This is a genomic window from Spiroplasma litorale, from assembly GCF_001267155.1.
GTDB lineage: Bacteria > Bacillota_I > Bacilli_A > Mycoplasmatales > Mycoplasmataceae > Spiroplasma_A > Spiroplasma_A litorale.
On record NZ_CP012357.1, the window covers coordinates 1,168,897 to 1,195,545 of the forward strand.

Sequence of the window (26,649 nt, forward strand, 5' to 3'; positions counted from 1 at the left end):
TATCTCCTTGTAAGAAAATCTACTAAATGAAAATAAGTTTAATCATCATCTCCATAGTCATCTTCATCAAAATCATCATCAAAATCATCATCTAAGTCTTCATCACTAATATCATCCATTGATATTTCATCTGAATCTAAGTCGCTATCAAGTCTTTGTTTTGCTTTTTTAACACTTTCTCCAGTGTCACCATCATAATAATATAGATCTGTTGTTGCATAGTTATCAAGATCATCAAATTCTTCAGTTGTTTCAAATTTATCAACATATTCATATTGTTTTTTTACATCCTCAAATTTTAAATAATCTCTTAAAGCTCATTTACCATCAGATGTTAGCGCAAATCTATTATCTAATACAAGATCACTATAAAGCTCAGCTATAATTTCATTTTTTCTTTCATTATTTGCGTCTATTTCACGAGATATTGCATTTCATATGTCTTCAAATGACATATCATTTTTGACTGAACTTAAAAATTTATATGCTAGTTCAATCGGCGATGTTTTATGCATAAATTACCCTCCATATTTTTTATTCTACATTATTACTTAATAAAAATATAAAACTTTGTACTTATTTTACTTGATTCATTTGATAAAATATCAGATACATTGCTAATTTCATATTTATTGTCACCTTTAAATATATAAATAATATTACTTGATTTATTATCAACTTGATATACACAAAATTTATCTTCTATTTTTGTATCAAAATAATATGATTTATCAATATTTGGGTTTTCATTAACAAATTTATCTATATAGTTATTATATTCAACTTCTGTAATTTTATAAGATATATTAACAAATTTTCTATTAATTAATCTATTTGCTAAATCTGATAATATATAGTCATTTTCTTCTTTTGATATTTTTATAAACTCAATAATCGAATAGTCATCTAGTCTAATGTATTCTTCAATTGTTAAATCTTTATCTTCTAAAATTGGTTTTAATAAACTTAAGTAATAATTATTTTTAAAGTTAAATTTACTTTTATAAAGTTCTTTTAATCTTTTAAACCAGCTTTTAAAAGTAAAGTCAAATGCTCTTGAAATTTTATGATTATATACTTGGGTAAACATATGGTATCTTCCTAATAAAAAATGCTCAATTGCATTAATAGTTTTTTCTGGAAAACAGATTTGACCATCAACCACCATTGCGTGTCTTATTATCCATTGTAAATCTAGTTTAGAATAATTAACACCTGCACCAATAGAATCTCTTAATAAATAATCAATTCTATCAGCATCAATTTGACTAGATACTAATGAATTTAGAATTTTATTTTTATGCACTCCCAAAACTATTTGAGATACCTCATCTTTATTAATATTAAACTTGTCTAAAATTTGAGATATTTCAACATCATTTTTAATGATTTCAGCAGAATATTGTTCATGTTTTTTAGTGATTATTCCTTCAAAACTATGTGAGAACGGTCCATGACCAATATCATGTAAAAGTCCAGCAACTTTTAGCAATAAAGGTTGTCCGTCATTTAAAAAAGATTTAATATTTTCATTTTCTAAGAATTTACAAATTACGTGATAAGTTCCAATAGAATGTGAAAACCTTGTGTGTGAAGCACTTGGAAACACAAACTGCCCTCCACCAAGTTGTACTACTCTTCTAAGTCTTTGAAATGCCTTTGTTTCAATTAGCTCCATGATTACTTGTTCATTTATGCATATTTCTCCATGGACATTGTCTCTTATAAATTTTGTTTTCATATATTAATTATTTCCTAACAAACTTTCAATATTTTTAATGGTTTTTTCTTTACCAATTAAATTAATTACTTTTGCAAGTTCTGGTCCATGTTCATAATTAGTTGAAGCAATTCTTATTGGCATAAATAAAGACATTCCTTTAATAGAAAGTTTTTTACCAACTTCAGTAATGGTTGTTTTAATATTTTCGCTTGTAAAATCTTCAATTGCAACAAGCATATTTTTAAATTCATTTACAACTTCTTTTCAATTATCAATATTTTTCAAAACATCAAATTGTTTTAACTGATTATCCCCAAAAAATAAATCTAAATGATCATTTATTTGAATACCATAATCAAGTTCTTTTTTATATAAAAGTAAAATTTCATTTAATCACTCACTATCTTTTGTTAAGTAATCATATTTTTTTACATCAATAAATTTTTTTACAAAATTAACGTACTTTTGGTCATCCATTTTTTTCATTCATTGACTATTAATTCATTTTAGTTTCCCTATATCAAAAGTACTTGGAGATTTTGAAAATCTTTTATCATCAAATATTTTAACTAAATCTTCTTTTGAAAAAATTTCTTTTTCTTCTTTTGGGCTTCAACCTAAAAGAGATATAAAGTTAAATAAAGCTTCTGGTAGGTATCCTTTTTTTCTGTATTCAGTTATAAAAAATAATTCGTTTCCACTTCTTTTTGATAATTTCTTTTTTGTTTCATCAACTATTAATGTCATATGACCAAAAACTGGTTCTTTTTCATTTAATGCTTCATATATCATTAACTGCTTAGGAGTATTAGAAATATGTTCTTCCCCTCTTAATACATGCGTGATTTGCATATCAATATCATCAATGACAACAGCAAAATTATAAGTAGCTATTTTATTTGATTTTACAATTACAAAATCCCCTATTTCCTTAGAGTTAAATTTTATTTCTCCTCTTATAAGATCATTTACAATGTATTCTTTGTTATCTGGAACTTTAAATCTGATGTTATATTCTTTTTTACAATCTTTTAGTTTTTCTCTGTTAATTCAGCAGTGTCTGTCATATCTTGGAGCTTGAATATTATTATCTAGTTGTTTTTGTCTGCTTTCTTCTAATTCTTCTTTTGTACAATAACATTTATACGCAAGGTCTTTTTCGATTAATAAATCTGCAATATTTAAATATTTATCCAATTTTTTTGACTGCATATATTCACCATATTTTTCAATAGGTTTTAAAAAAGATTCATCTGGAAAAATACCTAATCAATCCATGTTTTCAAATTGAGACTCTATTGCTCCATCAACATTTCTTTCAAAATCAGTATCTTCAATTCTAACAATGAAATCACCTTCATAATGTTTTGCAAACAAATAATTCATTAATGCTGTTCTAGTATTTCCAATATGTAGAAAACCTGTTGGTGATGGTGCATATCTTAATCTTACTTTTTTCATTATTTTTCTCCTTCATTTTTAATTAGTATATTTGAATAACACCTAATTAAGTTTTTTTCATTTCCTTCTGTAGTCGTAGCTTTAACAGATAAACTATCTTCATTGAGTTTAAGAATTTTAGTTAAGTTTTCTTTAATTACTTTTTTATAGTTGTTTAATTTAGGTTCGTCTAACTCTATTAACAAATCTAAATTAACTATACTGTACCCTTTTTTATGTAGTTGATTTAGAGTATCTTCAATCATACATATTGAATTAAAACCTTTATCTTTATTTTTTTTAGAATAGTAATATCCTAAATCCTCCATACCAAGAGCTCCATAGATTGATTCTGCAACTGAGTGAAATACAACATCTCCATCACTATATGCATCTACTGATTTTTTACAATCTATAAATACTCCCCCTAAATTAAATCCATTACCTAATTTAAAATTGTGAGTATCTTTAGAAAAACCTATTTTGTACATTCCAACCTCTTTACTTACTTTATTATAAATAAAAATTAGTTTTATAACACTTTTTTATAAGAATGTTAAGCAATTTAAAAAGCAAAGTAATAAAACTTTGCTTTTTAAATTTTTATATTGTTTAGTCTGTGTAAAACTTTATTAAGTTTACGTTACTATATTCTGTTAATTTATACAAACTTTGTCAAGAATCATTTAAACCTATAAAAATATCAAATTCACATTCGAATGAAGTTAATGGGTCAATTAAATCACCTTTAATTTTATAAGATGCTAAAAATATAGTAGTTGAAGGTTTAGTTTTTTTATCTGTTGTTATTTTATAACCACTATAATTTGCTGGTACCAGTTCATTTACCATTCATTGATCTAGTTTATTAGGAATGTTCTTTGCTGAAACATTATTGAAATCTTTTGTGTTACTTGCAGATAAAGTTATTTTTTCCATTGTTTTTGTAAAAAAGACTCTTAAATCTTCTTCTACAGAGAACGGATTACTACAAGAGACTGAAAATAATGATAGTTGGGGCATCAAAGATATACTTGCACATATTGAAATTAACTTTTTCATTACTTATTTTTACTTTCTTTTATTATTGATGCAAGGTCTCTTTTTGCAGGCGCCTCTTGATTACCTTCGATTACTGATGACAAATTATTTGCCTTTGTTTTTTTTGTTACTCTCAAATATATTTCTTCTAATGAATCTTTTGATTTATCAAAAAAATTACTATAAACAGTTTGTCCCTCTTCAACAATTACAACCCTATTAATTATTTCTTCTAATTCATCTATTAAGTGACTAGTAATTAAAATTCCAATTCCGGATTTTGCAAGCGATCTGATAATATTTAAAAATTCTAATCTATTTTTTACGTCTAGGTTTGCAGTTGGTTCATCAAGAATTATGTATTCGGGTGAACTAATTAAGCAATTCATTAATAATGCTTTTTTTTGCATCCCTGCACTTAGCGATTTAAAAGTTTTTTTCTTATAATCAACTAAATCTAGTGATTCACATAAACTATCAAATAGTTTCAAAGCATCTTCTTTTTTAACTCCTGATAGCTCTGCTTCTAATAAGCAATAGTCTTTTAAATTGATATTTTTTGGATAAACACTTTGATCTGGGAAAAAACTTATTTTATTTATGTATCCAGTTTCATAAATTGAATCTCCGTTATGTAAAACTTCTCCTTGGTTTTTTTTGTACTCATTGAAAATTGATTTTATTAATGTTGTTTTACCCGCACCATTATCACCAACTAAACCAATAATTTCTCCTGGGGATATAACCAAATTAAAGTTTTTAATCCCTCTATCATTCTTGAATAATGTTGTAACTTCTTTTATATTTATCATTATTTATCACCACTTTTCTTATAAATTCTTGATACATAGATTCAATAACACATTCCTATAAGACCTAAAGATATGATTATATAGGATGAATATACTGCACCTAAGTTAAAATAACTATCCTTTGAGCTATATTCGGGTGCTATGCTTGGATCTTCAAACTGTTGCAAACTATTAGTTTGATAAACTAAAGAGTAAGCTGGTCCTCTTAGAAATGAGTTTTTTTGCACAAATGCATCATAATAATCTCCTGAACCAAATGAATTTGCCATTACATAAAAGTTATTAAAAGGAGAAAGGTTATAAAACGATTTATTTTTAGTGTAGTTTGAATCAATATTAATTATATATGCTGTTTGCGGAACTAGAGGGTCTTCAAGTGTATCTTTTAAAATTTCAACCATAGATAAGAAATTGTATGGAATTATTATATTTTTTTGCAAGAATGACCAATTAAATTCAAACTTCAACTTATCATATATATATTTTTCGGATTCAACATTAGATAAATTCGGTGTACTGTATTTAATATCTGCAAAGTTATAATTATAAGCATTACTTATAATTTTATATATATTTTTTAGCTGATCATCTGTTGTTTTTATTAATTTACTGAATAATGTAGAATTAACAGTTCCTTTAATTCCGTTATCTCCAATTAAAACTTCTTTATCATTACTATTGAAATAAGAATTATTTCAATAGGATTTAACGTTATCTGTAGCACTTACAACAGAAGGAGACAGTGTTACAATATCTTTTAAAAACTCATCTTTTTCAAACAGATTTATTAGCTGTTGATTGAACTCACTTGTGAAATTTATTTTGAAATTATAATTATTTTTAGAATTATTAATATATTCTTTAACAAATGTTTCTACTAATTTTTGATTTTTTTCTTGACTAAATAAATATAGTTGAGGTTTTAATCAGCTTTTTGATAGCATGTAGGTAATAAAATTTAAAGTAACGCTTCTTATAATTTGATAATCCCCTGATTCATTTTCACTTTCATTTGAGAATTTAATTGTTATATTTTCATCAACAAGATTTTTATATTTTGTCTCTAATTTTTTAGTTTCGTTTAAGTCGGTATACAATTTATTTAAAAAAGCATTTTTATTTTTTCTTTCTTTATAGTTTTCATATCTATAAAGCGATGAAATAATATTACTATCATAAAGATCGCTAGAACCAAGAGCCACAAATAAACCTGGCCCAATTATTGGGTACATAAAGAACAATACCGATATAACCCATGTCACTGGCAGTGTTTTTTTATAACTTTTTGTAGTTACTGCAATTAGTAAAGTAATTCAAGTAATTAGTAGGTCAAATGGTATCAATACAAAAACACCTAATGAATACTTCAATACAATAGTCTCTTTTTGATATATTTTAGTTGATAATGAAATAAGAATATACAAAGTATATACAACTAAAATAAATGACGTAGTAATTAATTTGTTTGCAAATATTTTTGAGAAAAATATTACTGTAGGTTTTCTGCCTTTTCTAATCATTAATGATTCAATATTTGAAATATGATCTTGTATAAAAAAATCTGATAGATTTGTAATATTAAAAAATGAGATAAATATCATATCAATTAATATTATAAAAATTGAACCAATAGTTATAATCATGAAACTATTCGAAGTTGTAAATATAATTATAGATATAAATAAGTTTAGTGCTATAACTATCGATATAGGTATGTAAAATAATTTTCTCTTTAACGTTCTCATTATTGAGAACTTAAACACAACTGACATAAAATTATCTCCTTATCATCTTTCTTTTAATACTGTAATTTTGTTTTGGCCAAGCAATCTATCAGATGTTGGAGATGACTTTATAGTGATAATGGCACCTGTAACAATTGTATTATCACTTGTAAAAGCACCTTCACTATATCCTATTGAATAGTCTGTATCAAGATCTGGAACTTCAATATTTAAATTTCTAAAAAATTGACTAATATCACTAAATATATTTTCTTCAACACTTGCTTTTGATGAATTATTATATATTTCGCTAAATTCAACCATTTCTAAATATACTTTTGTTTGTCTAAAATTAGTTGTCAAATCACAAGAAGTAACTACAATTGGCGATGCAATTGTAGGTATCAAAGAAAAAAATTTTAAAATTCTTTTCATATTAAATACCTCCTTCATTAGAACTGGATTTTAAGACAATCAAATTATTAAAATAATAATCTATAAAGTTCTTTGCAGCAGTTCATTTGTTTTTGTAATTAAAAAATATATGTATTTTGAAATTCATAACGTAATTATCAGAAGATTCGTATTCTTTTGTATAGTTCTCAAAAATATTTAAAACTAAAAGTAAATTATCCTTTGGTTCTTGATTTGCATTTTGGGTAATTTCATAGTCATATAGCTTAATAGATTTTATACTTTCATCAATTCATTTTAGTGCTAATGGGTCATCTTTTCCTGTATACATAGTTTCATTATTCAGAGATTTTCTATTTAAATATTTGTAAATAATTGCAGAACTTGTTTGCAACACTCCAAAGTTATAATCAGAACTTGAACAAGACATGGTTAATAAAGATGTATTTGCAATCAAACTAGTTGTAAATAGTGAAATTATAATTTTTTTCATATTGGCTCCTTAATTATCTGAACTTTTTTTATAAATTAAACTATAATATGCAAGATATGATATAGAATAAATACCCAAAGATGTAAATATTCATATTAAGTAAGGTGTATAGGCATAAAAGTACGGTTCCATCATAGCGTATTCGTTTTGAGCTTTTGGATTTAAAGTTGTTTCTAGATCATTTGTTTTATATATATTATTTGCATAGTAAGGAACTTGGAATGCAAATGAGTTATAAATTGGAGTTTCATAATAAATATCATTGGTTCCAATGTTGTTTGCCATTATAAAAATATGCATAAATGGATTTAAATTATTATATAGTTGATCTCTATTTTCATATTTAAAAGCATCAGCAAGTTTATCTCCAGATGTAGTTAATGGGTCATTTAACAAACCAATTATAAAGTAATTTAAATTTGAAGAATTAAATGGAACAATAAAATTGTTTTTCATTCATTCTTTATTATTTTCAAACTTAAATTTCCCTCTTGTTATTCCATAATTATAGTTATCATTATTATAGTTTGTTAAAAGATAATGATATTTATATTGATTTTTAATAATACTGTTGATAGAAATAACATCATTTTTAGAATAATTTTCGGCCATTTTAGTAAAATCAACATTTTCTAAAATTTTCTTAATTCCATTATTTCCATTATAGACATTTCAGTCACTACTATTGAAATATGTATCACTTCAATATTCTTGCTTATTTTTTGCAGAATCAATTGGTTCTCCAGATATGCTAATTAAATCTTTTAAAAATTGGTCTGACTCTTGGACTTTCAATAATTTTTCTGCAAAATTCTCTCCGAATTCAACTGAAATACGAACTTCATAATTTATTTGCTCTATGTAACTTGAAATAAAATCTTTAAGTTTATTTTCTTTATTTTGATAATATAACTCTACTTGCTCTCAACTTTTTGTACTTAGAACAACAAAATAATTTGTGATTTCTGATGACGTTTTTTCAGAGTCTGAAGTTATTTTTATAAGGTTTTGATTATTAAATATTTCCTTATAATTTTGTTCTCTTTTGCTATCCATAAAGTTATCGTACAACTTATTTAAAATTTTGTTATCATTTTTTCTTTCTAAATATGATTGATATCTTCCGATATTTTGGGCTTTACTAACAAGAGAAATCGAAGTGTCTCCTTTATTTATAATATAAAGAATCATTGGACCTCCCATGGGGTAGAGACATAATAGCGTTGTAATAATTCAAGGAAAAGGCAATGTGACTTTCATTTTTTTTGTAGTTACACTTAGTATTAATGTTATTGCAGAAATCATTAAGTCAAAAGGTATTAAAACAAAAACACCCAATGAGTATTTATTTGTAATTGAAGTTTGTATTTCAGCAGAAGTAGTTATATTTGAAAATGATATATATAATAAAAATATTAAAAAACAATAACTTATTGAAGCGGTCTTATTGGCAAAAAATCTGGAAAAAAATAAATTTGTTGGTTTTTTACCTTTTCTAATCATTAACGATTCAACATTAGAAGTATGGTCTTGTATAAAAAAATCTGCAATATTTGTGACATCAAAAAATGCTAAAAATATAAAGTTCAATATTAAAACTATCATAGTCATAGTTGTAATTAATTCCATTTTATTACTTACAGTAAATATAATACAAAATGCTAATAGATTAATAATTACAAAAATAAGTGACGTGATAGAATATAATTTATTTTTCAATATTCTTAACATATAAAACTTATATATAAATAATTTTTTCATAATATTCCTTTCGATAATTTATTTATTACTCGTATTAAATTATTATTTATCAATTTCATATCAAACAACTACAAAAGATATGTATTTTAATGAGTTTTCATTTGCTATAATTTTTGCTTCATCATTACTTTCAAAACTAAAATTAAGTTCTTTTTCATCTAATGTTTTACCAGGATTAACTTTTTCAATATATGAAATTAGTTCCTTTAAAGTCGGAGAATTGGATTGAATTTTTATTTTTCCTAGATCATATTCATCTATATATTCTGCTAAGTCAATGCATTTATAGTATTTAAAAGTCACTTTAAATTCCCCATAATAATATAAGTTATTATCAGAACATAATATTATAGCTTCATTATTTGATAATGAGTTTTCTTTGATGAAATAGTCTTCAATTTTTAGGTCATTTACATTATTTAATGCTGTTATTTTATTCAACAAACTTTCAAGTAAAGGCTTTTCTCCAGTATCTTTTAAAATTCCTAAATACTTATTTTTTACAACATTATTGATGTCTGTTTGTTTAAAGTACTCAAGTTGTAAAAATGTATTATTAGCAAAATTTTCAGATGTTTCTTTAGACTCTAATAAAATATTTAATTTTGCCCCATAATCTTGATCAACTGTAATATTTACATCATTTTCAGTAATATTTAAATCTTTATTTAATTCATTTATTTTATTAATAATTTCTTTATTTGATGGAGTGTCATCATTTCCTCTTAAATAACCTAAATCTTTAGTTTCAATAGCAAAATCTATGTCTCATTTGTGTAAATAATTAAGATTTTTAGTTCCTTTATAGTGTTGACTTTCACTAGAAATTACCAAATATGCTTTTTTGTTTGATTCTATTTTTGAGTTATTTAAATCAATATCACTTTCTCTTAAATATAAACCACTATAAATTTCATTTATTTTATTAATAATTGAACTATATGATGCATTTTTTACTTCGCTAATTATTTCTTTTAAATCACCATCAATATCTTCAATTGCTTTTTTGTTTGGACCGTAAATAACAAAATTAATTACTCTATCCTTTGCCCCTGGATAAGATAATTCTAATACTGCACTTTTTTTAAAAGTCTCTTTATTTGATGTTTTAACTGTAATTTCAAAATCTCTTTCATTTGATTGTGATTGAGTTACTTTTATATCTTCAAAATAAGAGTTATTACCTTGCTCTTTTATAATAAGTTTTTCATCTTTTTTTACATTTAATATAACTACATTTATTTTGACTGTTTCATTAAATCCTGCTTCATTAATAACATTAGAAGGCACGATAATTATTGGCATACTATCTTTTTCAATAACTTCTAGACTAAATGTAGAGTTTACACTACCTATTTCAAGATTAACTGTGCAAACTCCTTTTTTATATCCTTTTATATTTACTATAAATGTTTTATTACGTTCTGACTGGTTAGAGTTTTTATCTAAATCTACACTTCAAACCTGTGCATATTCACCACTTTGAATATCAGCTCTTAAATTTAATTCAAAAGCATTTTTTACTTTAACTTTAACATTAACTTCATTGTCTACAGCAACTGTTTGATTTTCAACTTTAGATATTTCTGGTTGTACTTTTTCAGGTTCGGTATCTCCCCAACCAGAAGAATCACCTTTTTGAATACCACTTCCACAAGATACTAAAAAAATAGAGGTTATACAAACCATCAATATAGATATGTAAAAAAATAATGACTTTTTCAAATTTATAACCTCCACTTATATTTTAATCAATATATAATTTAAGTCAAGAAAACAAGACTTGCGTCTTGTTTTCTTATATTTCTTTATTAGGTCTTAAAACATTTTTATCTCATATTCCATTAAACGCTTTTGAAAAATCATATTCATTCAAATAATTTAGACCGTGTGAAGTTAAAGATTTTGGTATTATATTTCCATTTTTGTCTCTTCCTCTATCATCATTCATTGATCACACACTTAAGTAAGCTAAGCTATTTTCATGAACATAATTATAAAGGTCTTTTGCATCTTCTAATGTAAATACACCTTCAACTGTATCATTAACACCAATCATTGGAGTAGCCCCAATTAACTCAAATAATTTATTTTCTTCTATATTTAAAGAACCATATATTCTTTTTATAGAATCTTTTAAATTATTTTTTGTATTTTCAATTGCTTCTTTTGCCATATCAAAGTTAGTTTGACCTTTTTTAATTGCATCTAAATATATTTGATCCCCATAATCCATTAACATAAGATTTATAATTGGTAAATTATCTTGTGAAATATTTTTTTCTTTATATGCTTTTACAAACTCATCCATAACACTAATTCCAACGCTAGTTAGACCAGTAGGCAGAACTGGAAGAGTTACTGAAAAATCCCAATTAATATCTTTAATTTTCATATTAGCAATGGTGTTAGCTAGTAGTGAATTTGGTTCTTTTTCAGATTGCGCGGCACCTTCAATATCAAAATCAATATTTTTGGGCATTATCAAACTTTTACCACTTTTTTTTGAAGCTAACTCTGTAATTTTTTTATTATAATTTATTAAAGCTTCTTCAAGTAAAATTGATGCTTTATCTTTATTGTTTTCTAATTTCAAAGCAAGATTTCATGGATTTTTAATGGTGTTTCCACCTGTTGAGGCACCTCCGTATGCTACTTTAATATTTTTGAAGCTATTTGTTTCGACTAATGGTTTTAAATCTTTTTCATAGAAAACTGATTCTGCTCATCAATCATAGTTTGGTCCACTACTTTCTATCCCAGCAATTGATAAATCTAAAAAGTTATTGTGGCTATTAACTTGTTGAACAAAAGCAAGAGTAATGTGGTTTAAACCAGATGCTTTAACTACATCTTTAATTTCATTTCCCTCATATAAACCAGCATCTAAATATGGTGAAAAATATGAAGTATGGTTACAAGCAATTTTATTAGTTACGTTATCTTTTCTATTTGGGTTTGCATCTTGTCACTTTGTGTATGAGCTTTTATTTTTTGTTAGTTTGTTTGGTTTTTTTATTTGTTCATTTAAATTATTAAATTTTGGTTCAATGCAACTATCTTCTTTTGGGTCTTTTTGTGAATTTGGTTCCCCACAAGATACAATTACTGATGTAGGACTTATTACAAATCCTAATGATAAAATCATTTTTAATAGTTTTTTCATCTTTTTTTTCCTTATATAAGATATTTTAATTAAAAAAAAGAAAATTTAAATATAAATTAATTTCATATTTAAATTTTCTTTTTTATTTATTAAATTTAAAATAGCAAACATCGCCATCTTGAACTATATACGATTTTCCTTCAAGTCTAACTTTACCTTTACTTTTTAGTTCTTGTTCTGATCCTAATTCTAATATATCGTTTATTGAATATATATCAGCTTTTATAAAACCTTTTTCAAAATCAGTATGTATTATACCAGCACATTGAGGTGCGGTAGAACCTTCTTTAAACTGTCAAGCTCTAGCTTCTTGAGGACCTGCAGTGAAATAAGTTTTTAATCCTAAGGTCTTATAAGAGGATTGAGTTAACTGGTCTAAACCAGATGTACTTATCCCATAATCATTTAAAAAATCAGTCTTTTCTTCTTCAGATAATTCACTTAAATCTTCTTCAACTTTTGCACAAACTTTTACAAATTCTGAATTGTTTTTATTTGCTAGTTCTCTAACTTTTTTTACATATTCATTATCTTCTGAAATATTTTCTTCTGAAACATTTGCAGCATATATAAACTTTTTAAATGTTAATAAACCAAGATTTTTAACAAATGTTTTTTCTTCATCATCTAAATCAAGTTTATTTATTAAAATACCATCTTCTAATGCTTTTGCTAATTTTTGTAAAACATTATATTCAAATATAATTGAAGCATCTTTTGAACTTTTAAATTTAGGTTCAATTTTTGATAATCTTTTTTTTACAACACTTTCATCTGCAAGTATTAGTTCTAATTCAATTATTTCTATATCTCTAATTGGATCAACTGAACCTTCAACGTGAGTTATATCCTTTGAATCAAAACACCTTACTACTTCGCATATTGCGTCAGTCTCTCTAATATTTGCAAGGAATGCATTACCCAATCCCTCACCTTTACTAGCACCCGCAATTAATCCAGCTATATCAACAAATTCAATAGTTGTAAAAATAGTTTTTTTGGAATTAAAAATTTCAGCTAATTTTTCAAGTCTTTTATCTTTAACTTCAACAACACCTACATTTGGTTCAATTGTTGCAAATGGATAATTTGCAGCTTCTACTCTTGAATTAGTAATTGCATTAAATAATGTTGATTTACCAACGTTTGGCAATCCGACTATACCTACTTTTAAACTCATATTTTTTTCCTTAATACTATTCTTCTATAAAACCAAGCAAATCTAAAATTCTATTTAGATCGTCAACACTTGTATATTTTATTGAGATTTTTGATGAATCGATGGTAACCTTTGTTCCCAACCTTCTCATGATTTTGTTTTCCATACTTTTTAAATTTGGGTTTACTTGCTTGCTTTCGATGTTTGAATTACTAGTTTTGTTTTTGTTTTTAACTAATTGTTCAACTTCTCTCACTGTTATATCTTCTTTAATAATTTTATTGAAAACATATTCTAAGAAATTTTCATCCCCTAGTATTGTTAATAAAGGTTTTGCATGCCCCATTGTTAATTTTTTTTCTAATAATGCCTTTTGAACAAAGTCGGGTAAATTTAAAAGCCTCATTATGTTAGCCACATGTGATCTAGACTTACCTACTCTTTTTGATATTTCTTCTTGTTTTAGTTTTAAACTATTAGATAATTGTTTATATGCGATTGCTTCTTCAATTTCTAATAAATCAACTCTTTGAATATTTTCAATAATTGCAAACTCTTCCATTTGCAATTTAGATAGGTTTACTCTTATTACTGGAACTTCGCTTAGACCTGCTTGTTTTGCAGCTCTAAGTCTTCTTTCTCCAGCTACTATTTCATTTTCAAAGTTAATAATTATTGGTTGTATTATTCCATGCAATTGAATTGATTCTGCTAATTCAGTAATTTCTTCAGCTTCAAAAATTTTTCTTGGTTGATAAGGGTTTGCTTTTAAAATATTAATATCAACAAATGTTTTTGCCTCTTCTACCAATTTTTTATCGTTTTCAATTTTGCCAACAACATCAGAAACTGATTCTCCAAAAATATCGTCTAGACCTTTAAAATTATATCTTTTTTTAGTTGCCATTTTCTTTAAGCACCTCTTTTACAAAATCTAAATATGCAATTGCACCTAAACCGTTTTTATCATATTCAAATATTGATTTTCCTTCAATTGATGATTCTGAAATTTTAATATTTCTTGGAATTACAGCCTTATAAACTTTAGGTCCGAATGTTTTCATTATTTCTTCTAAAACATCATGTGCAAGTTTTGTTCTAGAATCAAACATAGTAACAAGTACACCTTCAATTGTTAATGATGGGTTTAATGTTTCTTTTACTTTTTTTATTGTTCTTAATAATTGTGCAACACCGTGCATTGCATAATGTTCTGCTTGGATTGGAATAAGAACAGTGTCAGACGAAGCAAGTCCATTTCGATTAATTAATCCAAGACTTGGAGGGCAGTCAATAATAATAAAATCGTATTCTTCTCTTAAACTATTAATTTGGTCTTTTAAAATATTTTGATTACTATGTTTTTGTTCAAGCAAAATTAAATCCACAGCGGCAACATCAATAGAACTAGGTGCTAAATCAATATTTTGTTTAATTCCTTTAATAACTATATCTTTTATACTTTTTTCTCCAGTAAAAACATGATACATACTTAAAGAATTGCTATCAATTTCATATCCTACTCCTGTTGTTGCGTTAAACTGAGGATCAGTATCTATTAGTAATATTTTTTTTCCGCTCAATGCAAGACCACATGCCAAATTAACGGAAGTTGTAGTTTTCCCGACTCCACCTTTTTGATTTGAAATTGATATAACTTTACCCATTTCTATGTTCCTCCACTATCACTTATTATATAATTTTTATTCTCCTAATGGTCTTTTTTTTATCTTATTGTAATTTCTGGGATAACCATTCGGAGTTGAACTTATTTTTTTATAAAATAAATTTGCTCTTGTTCCTAAATATAAATCTTCATAAATTTGTTTGTTCATAAATTTTAAACCGATTTTATACTCACAGTTGTTTAAAATATTAACTTCTTCTTGATAGTTTTTACCTTTTAATGCAATAAATGTACCATCAACTTTTAGCGCTTGGACACCAATTTCAAGTAATATGTTTAATTGTGCAACTGCTCTTGATATTACAATATCAAATTTTTCTTTATTATTTATTGAAAAAACTTCTGCTCTTTCATTTGAAACAAATATATTTTTTAAATCTAATTCTTTTATTACTTCTTTTAAAAATAAAACTTTTTTATTATTTGATTCTAATAATATAACTGTCAAATTTTCATAAAATATTTTTAAAACCATTCCAGGAAAACCAGCCCCTGTACCAATGTCTAATATTGTTTGATTATTTAATTCATAACTACTTGTAAAAATTAGTGAGTCATAAAAATGTTTTTTAATTATTTCTTCATCTTCAATAATGGAGGTAAGATTAAATTTTTTATTTCATATTTTTAATAACTCAATGTATTTAATTAATTTTTTTCTTATATCAGTATTAAAATTTTTATTCTTTTCTAGTATCTTGAATATCATTTAACTTACCTTTTTTCTCTAAGTATTTTTTAATGGCTTCTTCTTTATTGTACTTAAATCAGTTTTTTGGATTCACTTTTAACACAAAATCATTTTTATGGATATCTTTTTTTGATAACAATATTTCATCTATAAATCAAAATAATCCAATTACAATTGAAAATAATATTAATAATAGAGGGTCCTCATAATTTTTTGCTATCATTTTATTTATAAAAAAGTCATAATAGGCGTATCCTAATACAAGTGTAAGCATTGAAGCTCCAATTATTCCAGTAACAAGTCCACCTTTTATATTTTCTGCTTGAACTTTTTTAGTTTTTTTATTTATTAAAACAAAAATCATAATTAATAAATACGTTGTAAAAGAAAACATAACAGAACTATTTGATGAATAATTTGATATATAAAATGCACTCATACTATTTCCATCATTTCATGTTATTGCTAAAGATATAATTACAAATGAGATAAAGATTGATAAGCTAATAAAAAATCCAAGTCAACCACCTTTTTTAAATGAGTTTGTTTTAAATTTTATAAATAATAAATCTTCTTCTATTGCTGAGTTAATTGTTCTAGGCAATAAAGTTGTATAACCATTCAAAATAGTTAACATAGTTAAAGCAATTAGAATTTTAAAAACTATAACTAAGTACATATTTCCTTTAAAAATTTTGTCGTATAAATTGAATATATTTCCATCTTCTCTTGAAATAAAGATTGAAACTGTAACAATTATATAAAATAATGTGACTGCTAATATTGCAGAAAGCATAGCTGGTGCTACAACTTTTTTATTTTCACAATCTCTTCTCAATGTTGCAGCATATACAAAGCCATCAAATGCAAATAATATTGGTATAACAGTAGCAAACATTGTAGTTAATTTTCATGTTTTTTCAAATGGAACTGAGGGGTTAAATGTATTATTTTGATCACTACCATTGATAAAAAACACACTGAAACTACCAACTATTGCAACAAGTAATGGTATAAATTTAACAAAAGTGAAAATTGTTTGTATGTATTTTGATGGATTAAAAGTATAAATATTCATAACTTGAAAAGAGATTAATAATATTAATGACAAAAACACTTTTAGCGTTGTAAAATTTACAATGCCTCATTTATCTATAATATTAAAAAATTCATCTAATGTTTGAAATACAATTTCTATTGAAAATAATGCCGCAAGACTAATAAGCACTGGCATATACATGCATATATATAGTATTGAAAATAAACTTGCAGATCTTCTATTTATGAATTTTTTTGCCCAACTTTGTATTGTTGAATGATCTTCATTTTTAGTCGCTATTGATGTAGCCTCCATAAAAGTTATCATCATAAAAGTACACATTACACCAATAAAAACTCAAACAAATATTGCTATGTAGGGGTTTCTTGCAGCTTCTCCCAAAACACCCCCAGGCTCGTTACTATTTTTTAAATATATTCCGTTTCCAATAACCAGACCAAAAACCATTGAGAATATTGTTAAAAATTCAAATATTCTATTTTTTGCTCTATTTTTTTTGTTTACCTTAATCATTTTTTTGTTTCCTAACCTATTTATTTTTTCATTTACTCATTTTTTTTAAATGAAAAACTAACATGTGAATGTCAGACGGATTTACACCAGTTATTCTTGAAGCTTGTCCAATTGAAACTGGTCTAACCTTTGATAATTTATGCTTTGCTTCAATTGCTAAATTATCAACTTGATTATAATCTAAATCAGCAGGTATTAATTTCTTTTCTAGTTTTAATAATTTTTCAATTTCTTCTTTTTCCTTTTTAATATACCCTTCAAATCTAATTGTTATAAGTATATTTTGTAATTGAACTTTTGAAAGAATTTGAAGTTCTGGTATAAAATCCTTAACAACTTCTATGTCTACTTTTGGTTGTTTAATTATTTCATATGCACTAAAACCTTGATTTAAAATTGCTTGATTTAATTCTTTTAGTTTAATTGCTAATTCGCTTTTTGGTGTAAAGCGAACATTTTTTAATACTTCAATTGTTAAATCTATTTCTGATTTATACTTTATATATTTATTTCATTCACTTTCAGTTATTAAACCGTATTTGTATCCATATTCTTTTAATCTAATTTCTGCATTATCATTTCTTAAAGTAAGTCTATTTTCTGCTCTACTCGTTAACAATCTATAAGGCTCAATAACACCTTTATTGACAAGATCGTCAATCATTACGCCAATGTATGCTTCACTTCTTTTAAGGATGATTGATTCTTTATTTGTTAATTTGCAAACCGCATTAATTCCTGCGATTAATCCTTGACCTGCAGCTTCTTCATATCCGCTAGTTCCATTTATTTGTCCTGCAAAAAATAAACCTTCAATAGTTTTTAATTCTAATGTTAATTTTAATTGCTGAGGATCTATACAATCATATTCAATTGCATATGCTCATTTATCAACTTCCACATTTTTAAAACCAGGTAAACTTTTCAACATTTTTTCTTGAACATCAATTGGCATTGAAGTAGAAAAGCCTTGTACATAAAATGTATCTAAACTTAAAGATTCAGGTTCAAGAAATATTTGATGTCTTTGCTTATCTGAAAATCTTACAATTTTATCCTCAAAACTAGGGCAATATCTTGGTCCAACTGATTGTATTGAACCTGAATACATTGCAGATTTTGATAAGTTTAATTCTATAATATTTTTAGTTTCATCTGTTGAATGGATTAAATAACAGACTTCTTGTTCATCAAATGGAATTACTTTATTTGTCGAAAAAGAAAATGCTAGTTCCATATTTGAACCTGGTTCAATTTTTGCTTTTGATAAATCAATTGAGCTTTTTTTTACTCTTGGGGGCGTACCCGTTTTGAATCTAAATGTTGAGATATTATATTTTTTGAATGACTCAGATAAACCTTTTGATGTTTTTTCTTTACTTGGTCCTTCTTCAAAATTTTCACTTCCCTGATATATTTTACTTGATAGGTATGTTCCAGTTGTTAAAATCAGAGCTTTACAATTTATTATTGTTTTATCTTCTAAGATAACGCCTTTTATTTTATTTTGTTCAACAATAATATCAACAACAGTCCCAACTACTAGTTTCAAATTTTGTTGGTTTGATATTTTTTCTCTCATGTAATTAGAATATTTTATTTTATCAGACTGAGCTCTTAAAGCTCATATGCCCGGTCCTCTTGATGAGTTTAATAATTTCATTTGTAATGCGGTTGCGTCAGCTGCTTTTGCCATTTCACCACCAAGAGCATCAATTTCTCTTACAACAATTCCTTTTGCAGGGCCTCCGATGGAAGGATTACAAGGCATTGTTGCAATTTTATCTTCGTATAGATTTATTAATATTGTTTTTTGATTTAATCTTGCAGATGCTAATGCGGCTTCAACTCCAGCATGACCAGCACCAACAACAACAATGTCTGCTTCCATAATCCTCCTTAACTAGATTCTTTTAAATATAATTTCTCTACTACTTATTTTATCAATACTATATTTTTTATTATTTATAGAATCAAAATTAACATCGTCTATTTTTACCCCAATTTGTTTAAACATTTTTTCTGTGTTTTCAACCAAAATCGGTTTTAATAGGTAAATTATAATTACAATATTATTATGTAATATTTTTATAACTTTTTTAAGTTCATCTATTTTATCATTTTTTTCTAAATCTCAAGGCTTAATGTCCTCAATATACTTGTTACAACTTTGACCTAGTTTTAAAACTTCTTCTATTGCTTCTGTAACTTTGTATTCATTCATAAATTTTTTGTAGTTTGTAATTGTTTCTATTCCTTTTTTATAAAGAGAATCTGATTCAATATTAGCTTCAGGTGTTTGTCCATCAAAATATTTTATAATCATGTTAGATGTTCGTGAAATTAGATTACCAACATTATTTGCAAGATTTGTGTTAAAAGATTCTATAAATAATTCCTCAGTAAAATTTCCATCCTTATAGGTTGGTAAATTATATGAAATATAAAATCTTAGTGCATCACTTGAAAAATCGTCAATTATTTTTAGAGGGTCAATTACATTATTAAGAGATTTACTCATTTTATCGTTTTTACTTAAAATCCACCCATGAGAAAGAATTTTTGAAGGTAATCTTAAATCTAAAGCTTTTAGTAGTACTGGTCAATAAATAGAATGAAACCTTGTAATTTCTTTTCCAATTATTTGCAATATTTCTGTGTCTTTAGATCAAAATGTATCCATTAAGTTTTTTTCATTATTTTTATAACCAAGAGCAGTTATATAATTGCTTAATGCATCAATTCAAACATAAATTACATGTTTAGGGTCTTCAATAACTGGTATGCCTCATTTAAAATTTATTCTTGTAACAGACAAGTCTTCTAAGTCATTATTAATAAAATTATTTAGCATTTCTTTTTTTCTATTCTCTGGTTCTAAAAAATCTGTTTTAAAGATTTCTTGTAAATAAGTTTTAAACTCAGTAATTTTCAAAATGTAAGAATCTTCTTCAAAAATAATAAATTCTTTTTTACACACTACATGAAATTTATTATCTACAATTTGTTCTTTAGTAAGAAACTCTTCACAACTAATACAATATTCACCTTTATATTTTGAAAGATAAATAAGTTTTTTTTCTAATAGAAAAGAGAAAATTTTTTGAACAGAGTCAATATGATATTGATCTGTTGTTCTAATAAATTTATTGTAATTTATGTTTAATTTTTTTCACAAATTTTTAAAATTTAATACAATTTCATTAACATATTCTATTGGTTCTAGATTATTTTCTTTTGCTTTTAATTCTATTTTTTGACCATGTTCATCAGATCCAGTCAAAAAAAAGGTGTTATAACCATCTTCTTTTTTATATCTACATATAACGTCTGCTAATGTAGTTGTGTAAGCGTGACCAATATGTAAATTCCCACTTGGGTAATATATTGGAGTGGTTACATAGAAATTTTTTTTCATCTTTATTTAGCAATTTCTAAACTATAGATTGCTTTTAAGCCTCTATAGCTTTCGTTATATGTTAATCCATAACCAACTATAAATAAATTATCAATTTTAAATAATGATTCATATTCTAAAGATATGTTACGATCTTTATTATCTTTTTCTATTAAATTTAAAATTTTGATTGAACCTGGATCTTCATTTTTAACATAATCATATAATCTTGTTAATGTATTACCATTTAATAAAATGTCATTTACTATAAGAACATTTTTACCTTTTAATGATTCTGTTAGACCAAGATCAATTTTAGAATTTTGTAAATTACAATTTTCTATATCTTTAGTTGGAGTAGCTACGAACTGAATTGTTACATCGATTGGTAATTCCCTAATTAAATCAGCAATAAAAATAAATGAGTTTCTTAAATCAGCAACTATTGTAAGTTGTTGATTTTCATATAATTTTCCATAGCTCTGTGCAGCATTGGCGATTGCAGATCTAATTTCTTCTTCTGTTATAATTGTTACTAGTTTTTGGTTTTCCATAAATTATTTAACCACCCTTTCAAAGACACGATTTACATGTCTTAAGAAGTATTTCAAATCAAAGAGTTCTTCAAATTCATTTAAGTTGGAAATATAATTATTAATACCATTTTCTAATAAAATTGATTTAAAGTCTTTATTTTTTAATTGGCACTCTAAAGTGCATTTTTGAATGAAATCATAAACTTCTTCTCTAGAAAAATTATACTTTATTAATATGTATGTTAATACCCTTTGACTATAAAAAATGTTATTTTGACTATTAATATGTTCTAACATTTTATCCTTATTTACAACTAAATTACTAATTGTACTAGTTGTTCTTCTTAGTATGTAAACCATAATATTAAAAACATCTGGAAGCATTAATCTTTCATTTGAACTATGAGATATGTCTCTTTCATGTCATAAGACATTGTTTTCTAAAGATGTTGATACAAAACCTCTTATATACCTTGCTAGTCCAGTAATATTTTCTGAACTAATTGGGTTTTTTTTATGAGGCATTGAACTAGAGCCTTTTTGGCCTTTATCAAAACCTTCACAAACTTCTTGAACTTCACTTCTTTGAAACAATCTAATTTCTGTAGTTATTTTTTCTAAAGTGCTTGATATATTTGCAAATACTTGTATTAAATTTGCATGTCTATCTCTTTGAGTTACTTGAGTAGAAATATTATCAAGATTAAGATCAAATTCTTTTGCTACAAACTCTTCAATATCTGGTTCTATATTTGCATAATTACCCATTGAACCAGATATTTTAGCAACCTCTATTTGATTTTTTGCAAGTTCAAATCTACTTATTTGTCTTTTTAATTCATCGTATCATAGTAAAAATTTTAGACCCAGTGATGTTGGTTCTCCATACATTCCATGAGATCTTCCCATAATTAATGTTTCTTTATTTTCTATAGCTTTTTTCTTAATTTCTTCTAATAATTTATTTATCTCTTTTAAAACAATTTGGTTAGACTGTTTTATCAAAACATTTTGAGCTGTATCAACCACATCTGTAGAAGTAAGTCCAAGATGGATTCATCTTTTTTCTTCTCCTAAATACTCAGAAATCATTCTTGTAAAAGCAACAACATCATGTTTAGTTTCTTTTTCAATTTCCAACATTCTTGGTATGTTAATTTCTTTAAGTTTATCTATTAAATCCATATCCTTTTTAGGGACTACACCAAGGTTATTTCATGCTCTTACAACAACTTTTTCAACTTCAAGTCATGTTAAAAGTTTATTTTCTTCACTTCAAATTTTTTCAATTTCATTAATAAGGTATCGTTCTATCATTTAATTTTCTCCTAAAAAAAATCTTCATACAATATTGTTTGATTTCTATCTGGTCCCACTGAAAATCCATCTATTTTTATTTCACATATTTTTTCTATCAACTTAATATAATTTTTAGCTTCATCTGGTAACTCAATAAAAGAAGTTATTTTTGTAATGTCTTTTGTTCAACCTGGTGTTGATATATATATTGGTTTACAATCAGCTAAATCATTTGCGTTATTTGGCATAATGCTTATTTTTTTGTTATTTAATTCATAACCAACACAAATATTTAAAGTATCTATACCTGTTAACACATCTAATAATGTAATAAATATTGAATCTAAACCAGATGTTCTTATTGCATGTTTTAATGCAACAGCATCAAACCATCCTATTCTTCTTGGCCTACCTGTATTTGACCCAAATTCATTACCAACTGTACGGATTTTATTTGCAATTTCATCATTTATTTCACTTGGAAATGGTCCTTCTCCAACTCTTGTACAATAAGCTTTAACAATTCCAAGAGTTTTTTCAATTAGTTTATGGCTAATACCTGTACCAATTGAAGCATTGTTCGCAGAAGTGTTAGAACTTGTTACATAAGGATATGTTCCATGATCTATATCAAGCATTGCTCCCTGCGCACCTTCAAATAAAACATTTTTGCCATCCTTAATTGCATTCTCTACAAAAATATCACAATCAGTTACTCAAGGTTTAATTTTATTGTAAGCTGCTTGAAGTTGGTCATACAAGTCCTCAAAAGTAATTGAAAAGTCTATATCAAACATTTTCTTAAGGAACTTAACATTGTAATCATATGTTGCTTTTAAATGTTCACCAAAACTAGGTCTTGGAATATCACATATCCTAATACCAAATCTTGAAATCTTATCATTATAAGCTGGTCCAATCCCTTTTTTTGTAGTTCCTATTTTAAAATCTTTTCTTTCATTTTCTAATGCATTGTCTATTTCGATGTGGTATGGCATTAAAACGTGTGCTTTATTTGAAATTAATAAATTTCCGTGACTTGTACCAAACTTTTCAATAACATCAATTTCTTTAATTAAGTTATCCAAATTTATCACACAACCATTACCTATTACATTTGTTGTTTTTTTATTAAATATCCCTGAAGGCACGATTGTAACTTTATGTTTTTCACCATTAAAGTTAATAACGTGTCCTGCATTATCTCCGCCCGAAAATCTAACTACTACATCTGCTTTTTGACCAAAGTAATCAGTCATTTTACCTTTACCTTCGTCACCTCATTGAGCACCAACAATTACAAGTGAATTATACTTTCTCATAAATCTCCTTAATTAAATTCGTTCATTATTTTTAAAAAATCAATATTTTTAACAAAATCTTCAATGAACTTTTGTTTTTTCTTAAAATTTTCAATTATTAAATCAATTTCTTGATCTTTTAATTTCATTAAAACTCAATCAACAATCTTAATATTATTAATTGGTTTGCCAACACCAACTTTTAACCTTTTAAAATCTTGTCTACCTAAATGTTGAATGATATTCTTAAGACCATTGTGTCCACCTGAGCTTCCTTTGTTTTTAAAACGAAGTACACCAACATCAAGATCTTTATCATCATGTATCACTATGATATCATCTACGTTTATTTTGAAATAATTCATCGCTTTTATAATGGCCTCACCTGATAGATTCATATAAGTTAAAGGCTTAAGAAATATTGTTTTTATATTATCTATCTTTGTAATGTAAATTTCAGCATCAAACTTTAAACCTTTTTTCTCATACCCATACTTTTCAAGCAAATAATCTATCAATATAAATCCAGCATTATGTCTTGTTCTAGAATAATTAGAACCTGGATTGCCAAGACCAATAATCAATTTTTGCATTTTATTTAAATTTTTCTACATATGATTTAACTTTTTCTGCTATTCTTGCTTGTTCTTCTTCATAAACTTTTGTTAAAGGGTTTTTTTCATAAGAACTTTTAATCATTGCAGACATTAATTTTGCAACAGATATAATTTTTAAACCGTCAAATTTTTTTGATTCAGGTAAATCAATTGTATTTGTTACAACTACCTGCTTAATAATTTTTTCTTTTATTGCTTGTTTCAAATTTTCGACAGCATTACCATTAAATAAACCGTGACAAGCAATTAAGTAAATTTCTTTTGCCCCTTCTGTTTTCAATGCTTTTGCTGCATTTATAATTGTTCCACCTGTATCAATCATGTCATCGATTATAAAACAAGTTTTATTAGCAACATCTCCAAGAATAAACTCAACCTCTGCTTTATTAGGTTCAGGTCTTCTTTTTGCAATTACTGCAATACCGTTTGTTATGTTTCCAGTATATTTTGCAACACCATGGACTCTTGTTAAACCACCATAGTCAGGTGATACAAGAATGCATTCCTTAGGATCTAAATTATTTTTAATTATATCTTTTATTATTTCTGAAGCCACTGCTTGTGCAGTTGAAAAATTATCAATTGGGACATTAAAAAATCCCATAATTTGTGTTGAGTGCAAATCGACAGCAATAACTCTATCAACGCCAGATTTTTCAATTAAGTTTGCTACCAATCTTGCTGTAATAGGTTGTCTTCCTGCTGCTTTTCTATCTTGTCTTGCATATCCAAAATATGGGATCACAACATTAATTTTTGCTGCACTTGCCCTTTTAAAAGCGTCAACCGCTATTAATAATTCCATTAAATTTTCATTTACAGGTTGGTTTGTTGATTGAACAATATATATTTCTTGTCCTCGAACTGATTCCATTGATTGAACCAATATCTCACCATCCATAAATCTTGATATCTTAGTTTGAGATTCTTTAACACCAAGTATTTCGCATATTTCATTTACTAGAGGTTTATTTGAAGATAAACCAAATATCCTTATATTATTATTTTCCATTTTTTATTCTCCATATTAATAATACCAAATTTGAAGGTTATATCTATAAAAGACGTTCATACTATCAATTTTATTGAATGATTCAAATGTATTTTAGAGCTTAAAAATAATCAAGGTCACTAATTTAAACATATAATTCTATTATTGAACATTTTAGTTTATAATTTTCTAGTACAAAAATTAGAAAAGGTGGAAAAATGGGTTTAGTTAACATTCAAAATTTAAGTCATGCTAATGGTGATAAAAAACTTTATAGAGAAACTTCTCTTAAACTTAACAGAAAAGAACATATTGCATTAGTTGGACCAAATGGCGCTGGTAAAACTACTCTTTTGAATATCATTTCTAAAAAAATAATACCTGATTTAGGTGAAGTTGAAATTCACTCTAAAACAAAAATTGGTTATTTAGACCAACATTTAGAAATAAGCGACGATGTATATGTTGAGGAGTATTTGAAATCGGCATTTAAAGACTTATATGATATTGAAAAAAGAATGAATGATATTTATGAAAAAATGGCAGAGAATTATGATGAAGATGAACTTGTTAAAGCTTTAAAATATCAAGATATTTTAAACTTAAATGATTTTGACTCTATCGAAAAAAGAATTGGTAACTTGGTTAATGGTCTTGGAATAGGTGTAGATAAACTCGAAAGAAAAATGTCTGAATTAAGTGGAGGTCAAAAAAATAAAGTTATGCTTGCAAAACTATTGCTAAGTGATAATGACTTTTTAGTTCTTGATGAACCAACAAACTTTTTAGACATCGAACAAGTTAATTGACTTGCTAATTTCTTA

General features: G+C 25.8%; 24 protein-coding genes and 1 pseudogene. 1 reads left to right on the forward strand and 24 read right to left on the reverse strand.

All coding sequences use genetic code 4. The annotated features are described in order from the left end of the window. Positions 1 to 38: 38 nt before the first annotated feature. The 24 genes from rpoE to SLITO_RS05610 form a co-directional block, all read right to left on the reverse strand. On the reverse strand, positions 39 to 515 hold the full coding sequence (gene rpoE, locus SLITO_RS05495) for a DNA-directed RNA polymerase subunit delta (protein WP_075058759.1): 477 nt from the start codon (positions 513 to 515) through the stop codon (positions 39 to 41). A 32-nt stretch (positions 516 to 547) separates the two neighbouring features. Beyond that, positions 548 to 1,741, reverse strand: a complete 1,194-nt coding sequence (locus SLITO_RS05500) for an HD domain-containing protein (protein ID WP_075058760.1) — start codon at positions 1,739 to 1,741, stop codon at positions 548 to 550. A 3-nt stretch (positions 1,742 to 1,744) separates the two neighbouring features. Then, positions 1,745 to 3,184 (reverse strand): glutamate--tRNA ligase, encoded by a 1,440-nt coding sequence (gene gltX / locus SLITO_RS05505; RefSeq protein ID WP_075058761.1) that lies wholly within the window; start codon positions 3,182 to 3,184, stop codon positions 1,745 to 1,747. Beyond that, positions 3,184 to 3,654 carry a 2-C-methyl-D-erythritol 2,4-cyclodiphosphate synthase gene (gene ispF / locus SLITO_RS05510; RefSeq protein ID WP_075058762.1) on the reverse strand — a complete coding sequence of 157 codons (471 nt, stop codon included), beginning with the start codon at positions 3,652 to 3,654 and terminating at the stop codon, positions 3,184 to 3,186. Before ispF ends, gltX begins: the two co-directional genes overlap by 1 nt. 121 nt (positions 3,655 to 3,775) lie before the next feature. Beyond that, entirely contained in the window at positions 3,776 to 4,225 is a 450-nt protein-coding gene (locus SLITO_RS05515) for a hypothetical protein (protein WP_075058763.1), read from the reverse strand. Next, complete coding sequence (locus SLITO_RS05520; RefSeq protein ID WP_075058764.1) at positions 4,225 to 5,016, reverse strand: ABC transporter ATP-binding protein; 792 nt, start codon at positions 5,014 to 5,016, stop codon at positions 4,225 to 4,227. Before SLITO_RS05520 ends, SLITO_RS05515 begins: the two co-directional genes overlap by 1 nt. Next, positions 5,016 to 6,788: a hypothetical protein gene (locus tag SLITO_RS05525; RefSeq protein WP_075058765.1), complete on the reverse strand. Its 1,773-nt coding sequence runs from the start codon at positions 6,786 to 6,788 to the stop codon at positions 5,016 to 5,018. The genes SLITO_RS05520 and SLITO_RS05525 overlap by 1 nt, the downstream gene beginning before the upstream one ends. Positions 6,789 to 6,800: 12 nt before the next feature. Then, complete coding sequence (locus SLITO_RS05530; RefSeq protein WP_075058766.1) at positions 6,801 to 7,175, reverse strand: hypothetical protein; 375 nt, start codon at positions 7,173 to 7,175, stop codon at positions 6,801 to 6,803. 1 nt (position 7,176) lies between these two features. After that, positions 7,177 to 7,647, reverse strand: coding sequence for a hypothetical protein (locus SLITO_RS05535; protein WP_075058767.1), 471 nt, complete (start codon positions 7,645 to 7,647; stop codon positions 7,177 to 7,179). 9 nt (positions 7,648 to 7,656) lie between these two features. Beyond that, positions 7,657 to 9,408, reverse strand: coding sequence for a hypothetical protein (locus SLITO_RS05540; RefSeq protein ID WP_075058768.1), 1,752 nt, complete (start codon positions 9,406 to 9,408; stop codon positions 7,657 to 7,659). A 42-nt stretch (positions 9,409 to 9,450) separates the two neighbouring features. Beyond that, entirely contained in the window at positions 9,451 to 11,133 is a 1,683-nt protein-coding gene (locus SLITO_RS05545) for a hypothetical protein (RefSeq protein WP_075058769.1), read from the reverse strand. A 73-nt stretch (positions 11,134 to 11,206) separates the two neighbouring features. Next, the gene (locus tag SLITO_RS05550; protein ID WP_075058770.1) at positions 11,207 to 12,574 is read right to left on the reverse strand and encodes a Vmc-like lipoprotein signal peptide domain-containing protein; all 1,368 of its coding nucleotides are present in this window, start codon (positions 12,572 to 12,574) and stop codon (positions 11,207 to 11,209) included. Positions 12,575 to 12,656: 82 nt separating this feature from the next. Next, positions 12,657 to 13,754 (reverse strand): redox-regulated ATPase YchF, encoded by a 1,098-nt coding sequence (gene ychF / locus SLITO_RS05555; protein ID WP_075058771.1) that lies wholly within the window; start codon positions 13,752 to 13,754, stop codon positions 12,657 to 12,659. 16 nt (positions 13,755 to 13,770) lie between these two features. After that, positions 13,771 to 14,640: a ParB/RepB/Spo0J family partition protein gene (locus tag SLITO_RS05560; RefSeq protein WP_075058772.1), complete on the reverse strand. Its 870-nt coding sequence runs from the start codon at positions 14,638 to 14,640 to the stop codon at positions 13,771 to 13,773. After that, the gene (locus tag SLITO_RS05565; RefSeq protein WP_075058773.1) at positions 14,630 to 15,400 is read right to left on the reverse strand and encodes a ParA family protein; all 771 of its coding nucleotides are present in this window, start codon (positions 15,398 to 15,400) and stop codon (positions 14,630 to 14,632) included. Before SLITO_RS05565 ends, SLITO_RS05560 begins: the two co-directional genes overlap by 11 nt. Before the next feature lie 36 nt (positions 15,401 to 15,436). Then, entirely contained in the window at positions 15,437 to 16,129 is a 693-nt protein-coding gene (rsmG, locus tag SLITO_RS05570) for a 16S rRNA (guanine(527)-N(7))-methyltransferase RsmG (protein WP_075058774.1), read from the reverse strand. Beyond that, positions 16,101 to 17,684: an APC family permease gene (locus tag SLITO_RS05575; protein ID WP_075058775.1), complete on the reverse strand. Its 1,584-nt coding sequence runs from the start codon at positions 17,682 to 17,684 to the stop codon at positions 16,101 to 16,103. Before SLITO_RS05575 ends, rsmG begins: the two co-directional genes overlap by 29 nt. A 16-nt stretch (positions 17,685 to 17,700) precedes the next feature. Then, entirely contained in the window at positions 17,701 to 19,575 is a 1,875-nt protein-coding gene (gene mnmG / locus SLITO_RS05580) for a tRNA uridine-5-carboxymethylaminomethyl(34) synthesis enzyme MnmG (RefSeq protein ID WP_075058776.1), read from the reverse strand. A 12-nt stretch (positions 19,576 to 19,587) separates the two neighbouring features. Further along, positions 19,588 to 21,102, reverse strand: a complete 1,515-nt coding sequence (metG, locus tag SLITO_RS05585) for a methionine--tRNA ligase (RefSeq protein WP_075058777.1) — start codon at positions 21,100 to 21,102, stop codon at positions 19,588 to 19,590. A 2-nt stretch (positions 21,103 to 21,104) separates the two neighbouring features. Next, positions 21,105 to 21,635 (reverse strand): phosphoribosyltransferase, encoded by a 531-nt coding sequence (locus tag SLITO_RS05590; protein ID WP_075058778.1) that lies wholly within the window; start codon positions 21,633 to 21,635, stop codon positions 21,105 to 21,107. Between the two features lie 3 nt (positions 21,636 to 21,638). Continuing rightward, positions 21,639 to 22,934, reverse strand: a complete 1,296-nt coding sequence (purB, locus tag SLITO_RS05595) for an adenylosuccinate lyase (protein ID WP_075058779.1) — start codon at positions 22,932 to 22,934, stop codon at positions 21,639 to 21,641. Positions 22,935 to 22,945: 11 nt separating this feature from the next. After that, the gene (locus SLITO_RS05600; protein WP_075058780.1) at positions 22,946 to 24,238 is read right to left on the reverse strand and encodes an adenylosuccinate synthase; all 1,293 of its coding nucleotides are present in this window, start codon (positions 24,236 to 24,238) and stop codon (positions 22,946 to 22,948) included. An 8-nt stretch (positions 24,239 to 24,246) separates the two neighbouring features. After that, positions 24,247 to 24,810, reverse strand: coding sequence for an aminoacyl-tRNA hydrolase (gene pth / locus SLITO_RS05605; RefSeq protein ID WP_075058781.1), 564 nt, complete (start codon positions 24,808 to 24,810; stop codon positions 24,247 to 24,249). A 1-nt stretch (position 24,811) separates the two neighbouring features. Continuing rightward, on the reverse strand, positions 24,812 to 25,846 hold the full coding sequence (locus SLITO_RS05610) for a ribose-phosphate diphosphokinase (RefSeq protein ID WP_075058782.1): 1,035 nt from the start codon (positions 25,844 to 25,846) through the stop codon (positions 24,812 to 24,814). Between the two features lie 197 nt (positions 25,847 to 26,043). Between SLITO_RS05610 and SLITO_RS06290 the strand changes: the two are divergent. Continuing rightward, positions 26,044 to 26,629, forward strand: a pseudogene (locus tag SLITO_RS06290) (ATP-binding cassette domain-containing protein); the annotation flags it as partial. Positions 26,630 to 26,649: the final 20 nt, after the last annotated feature.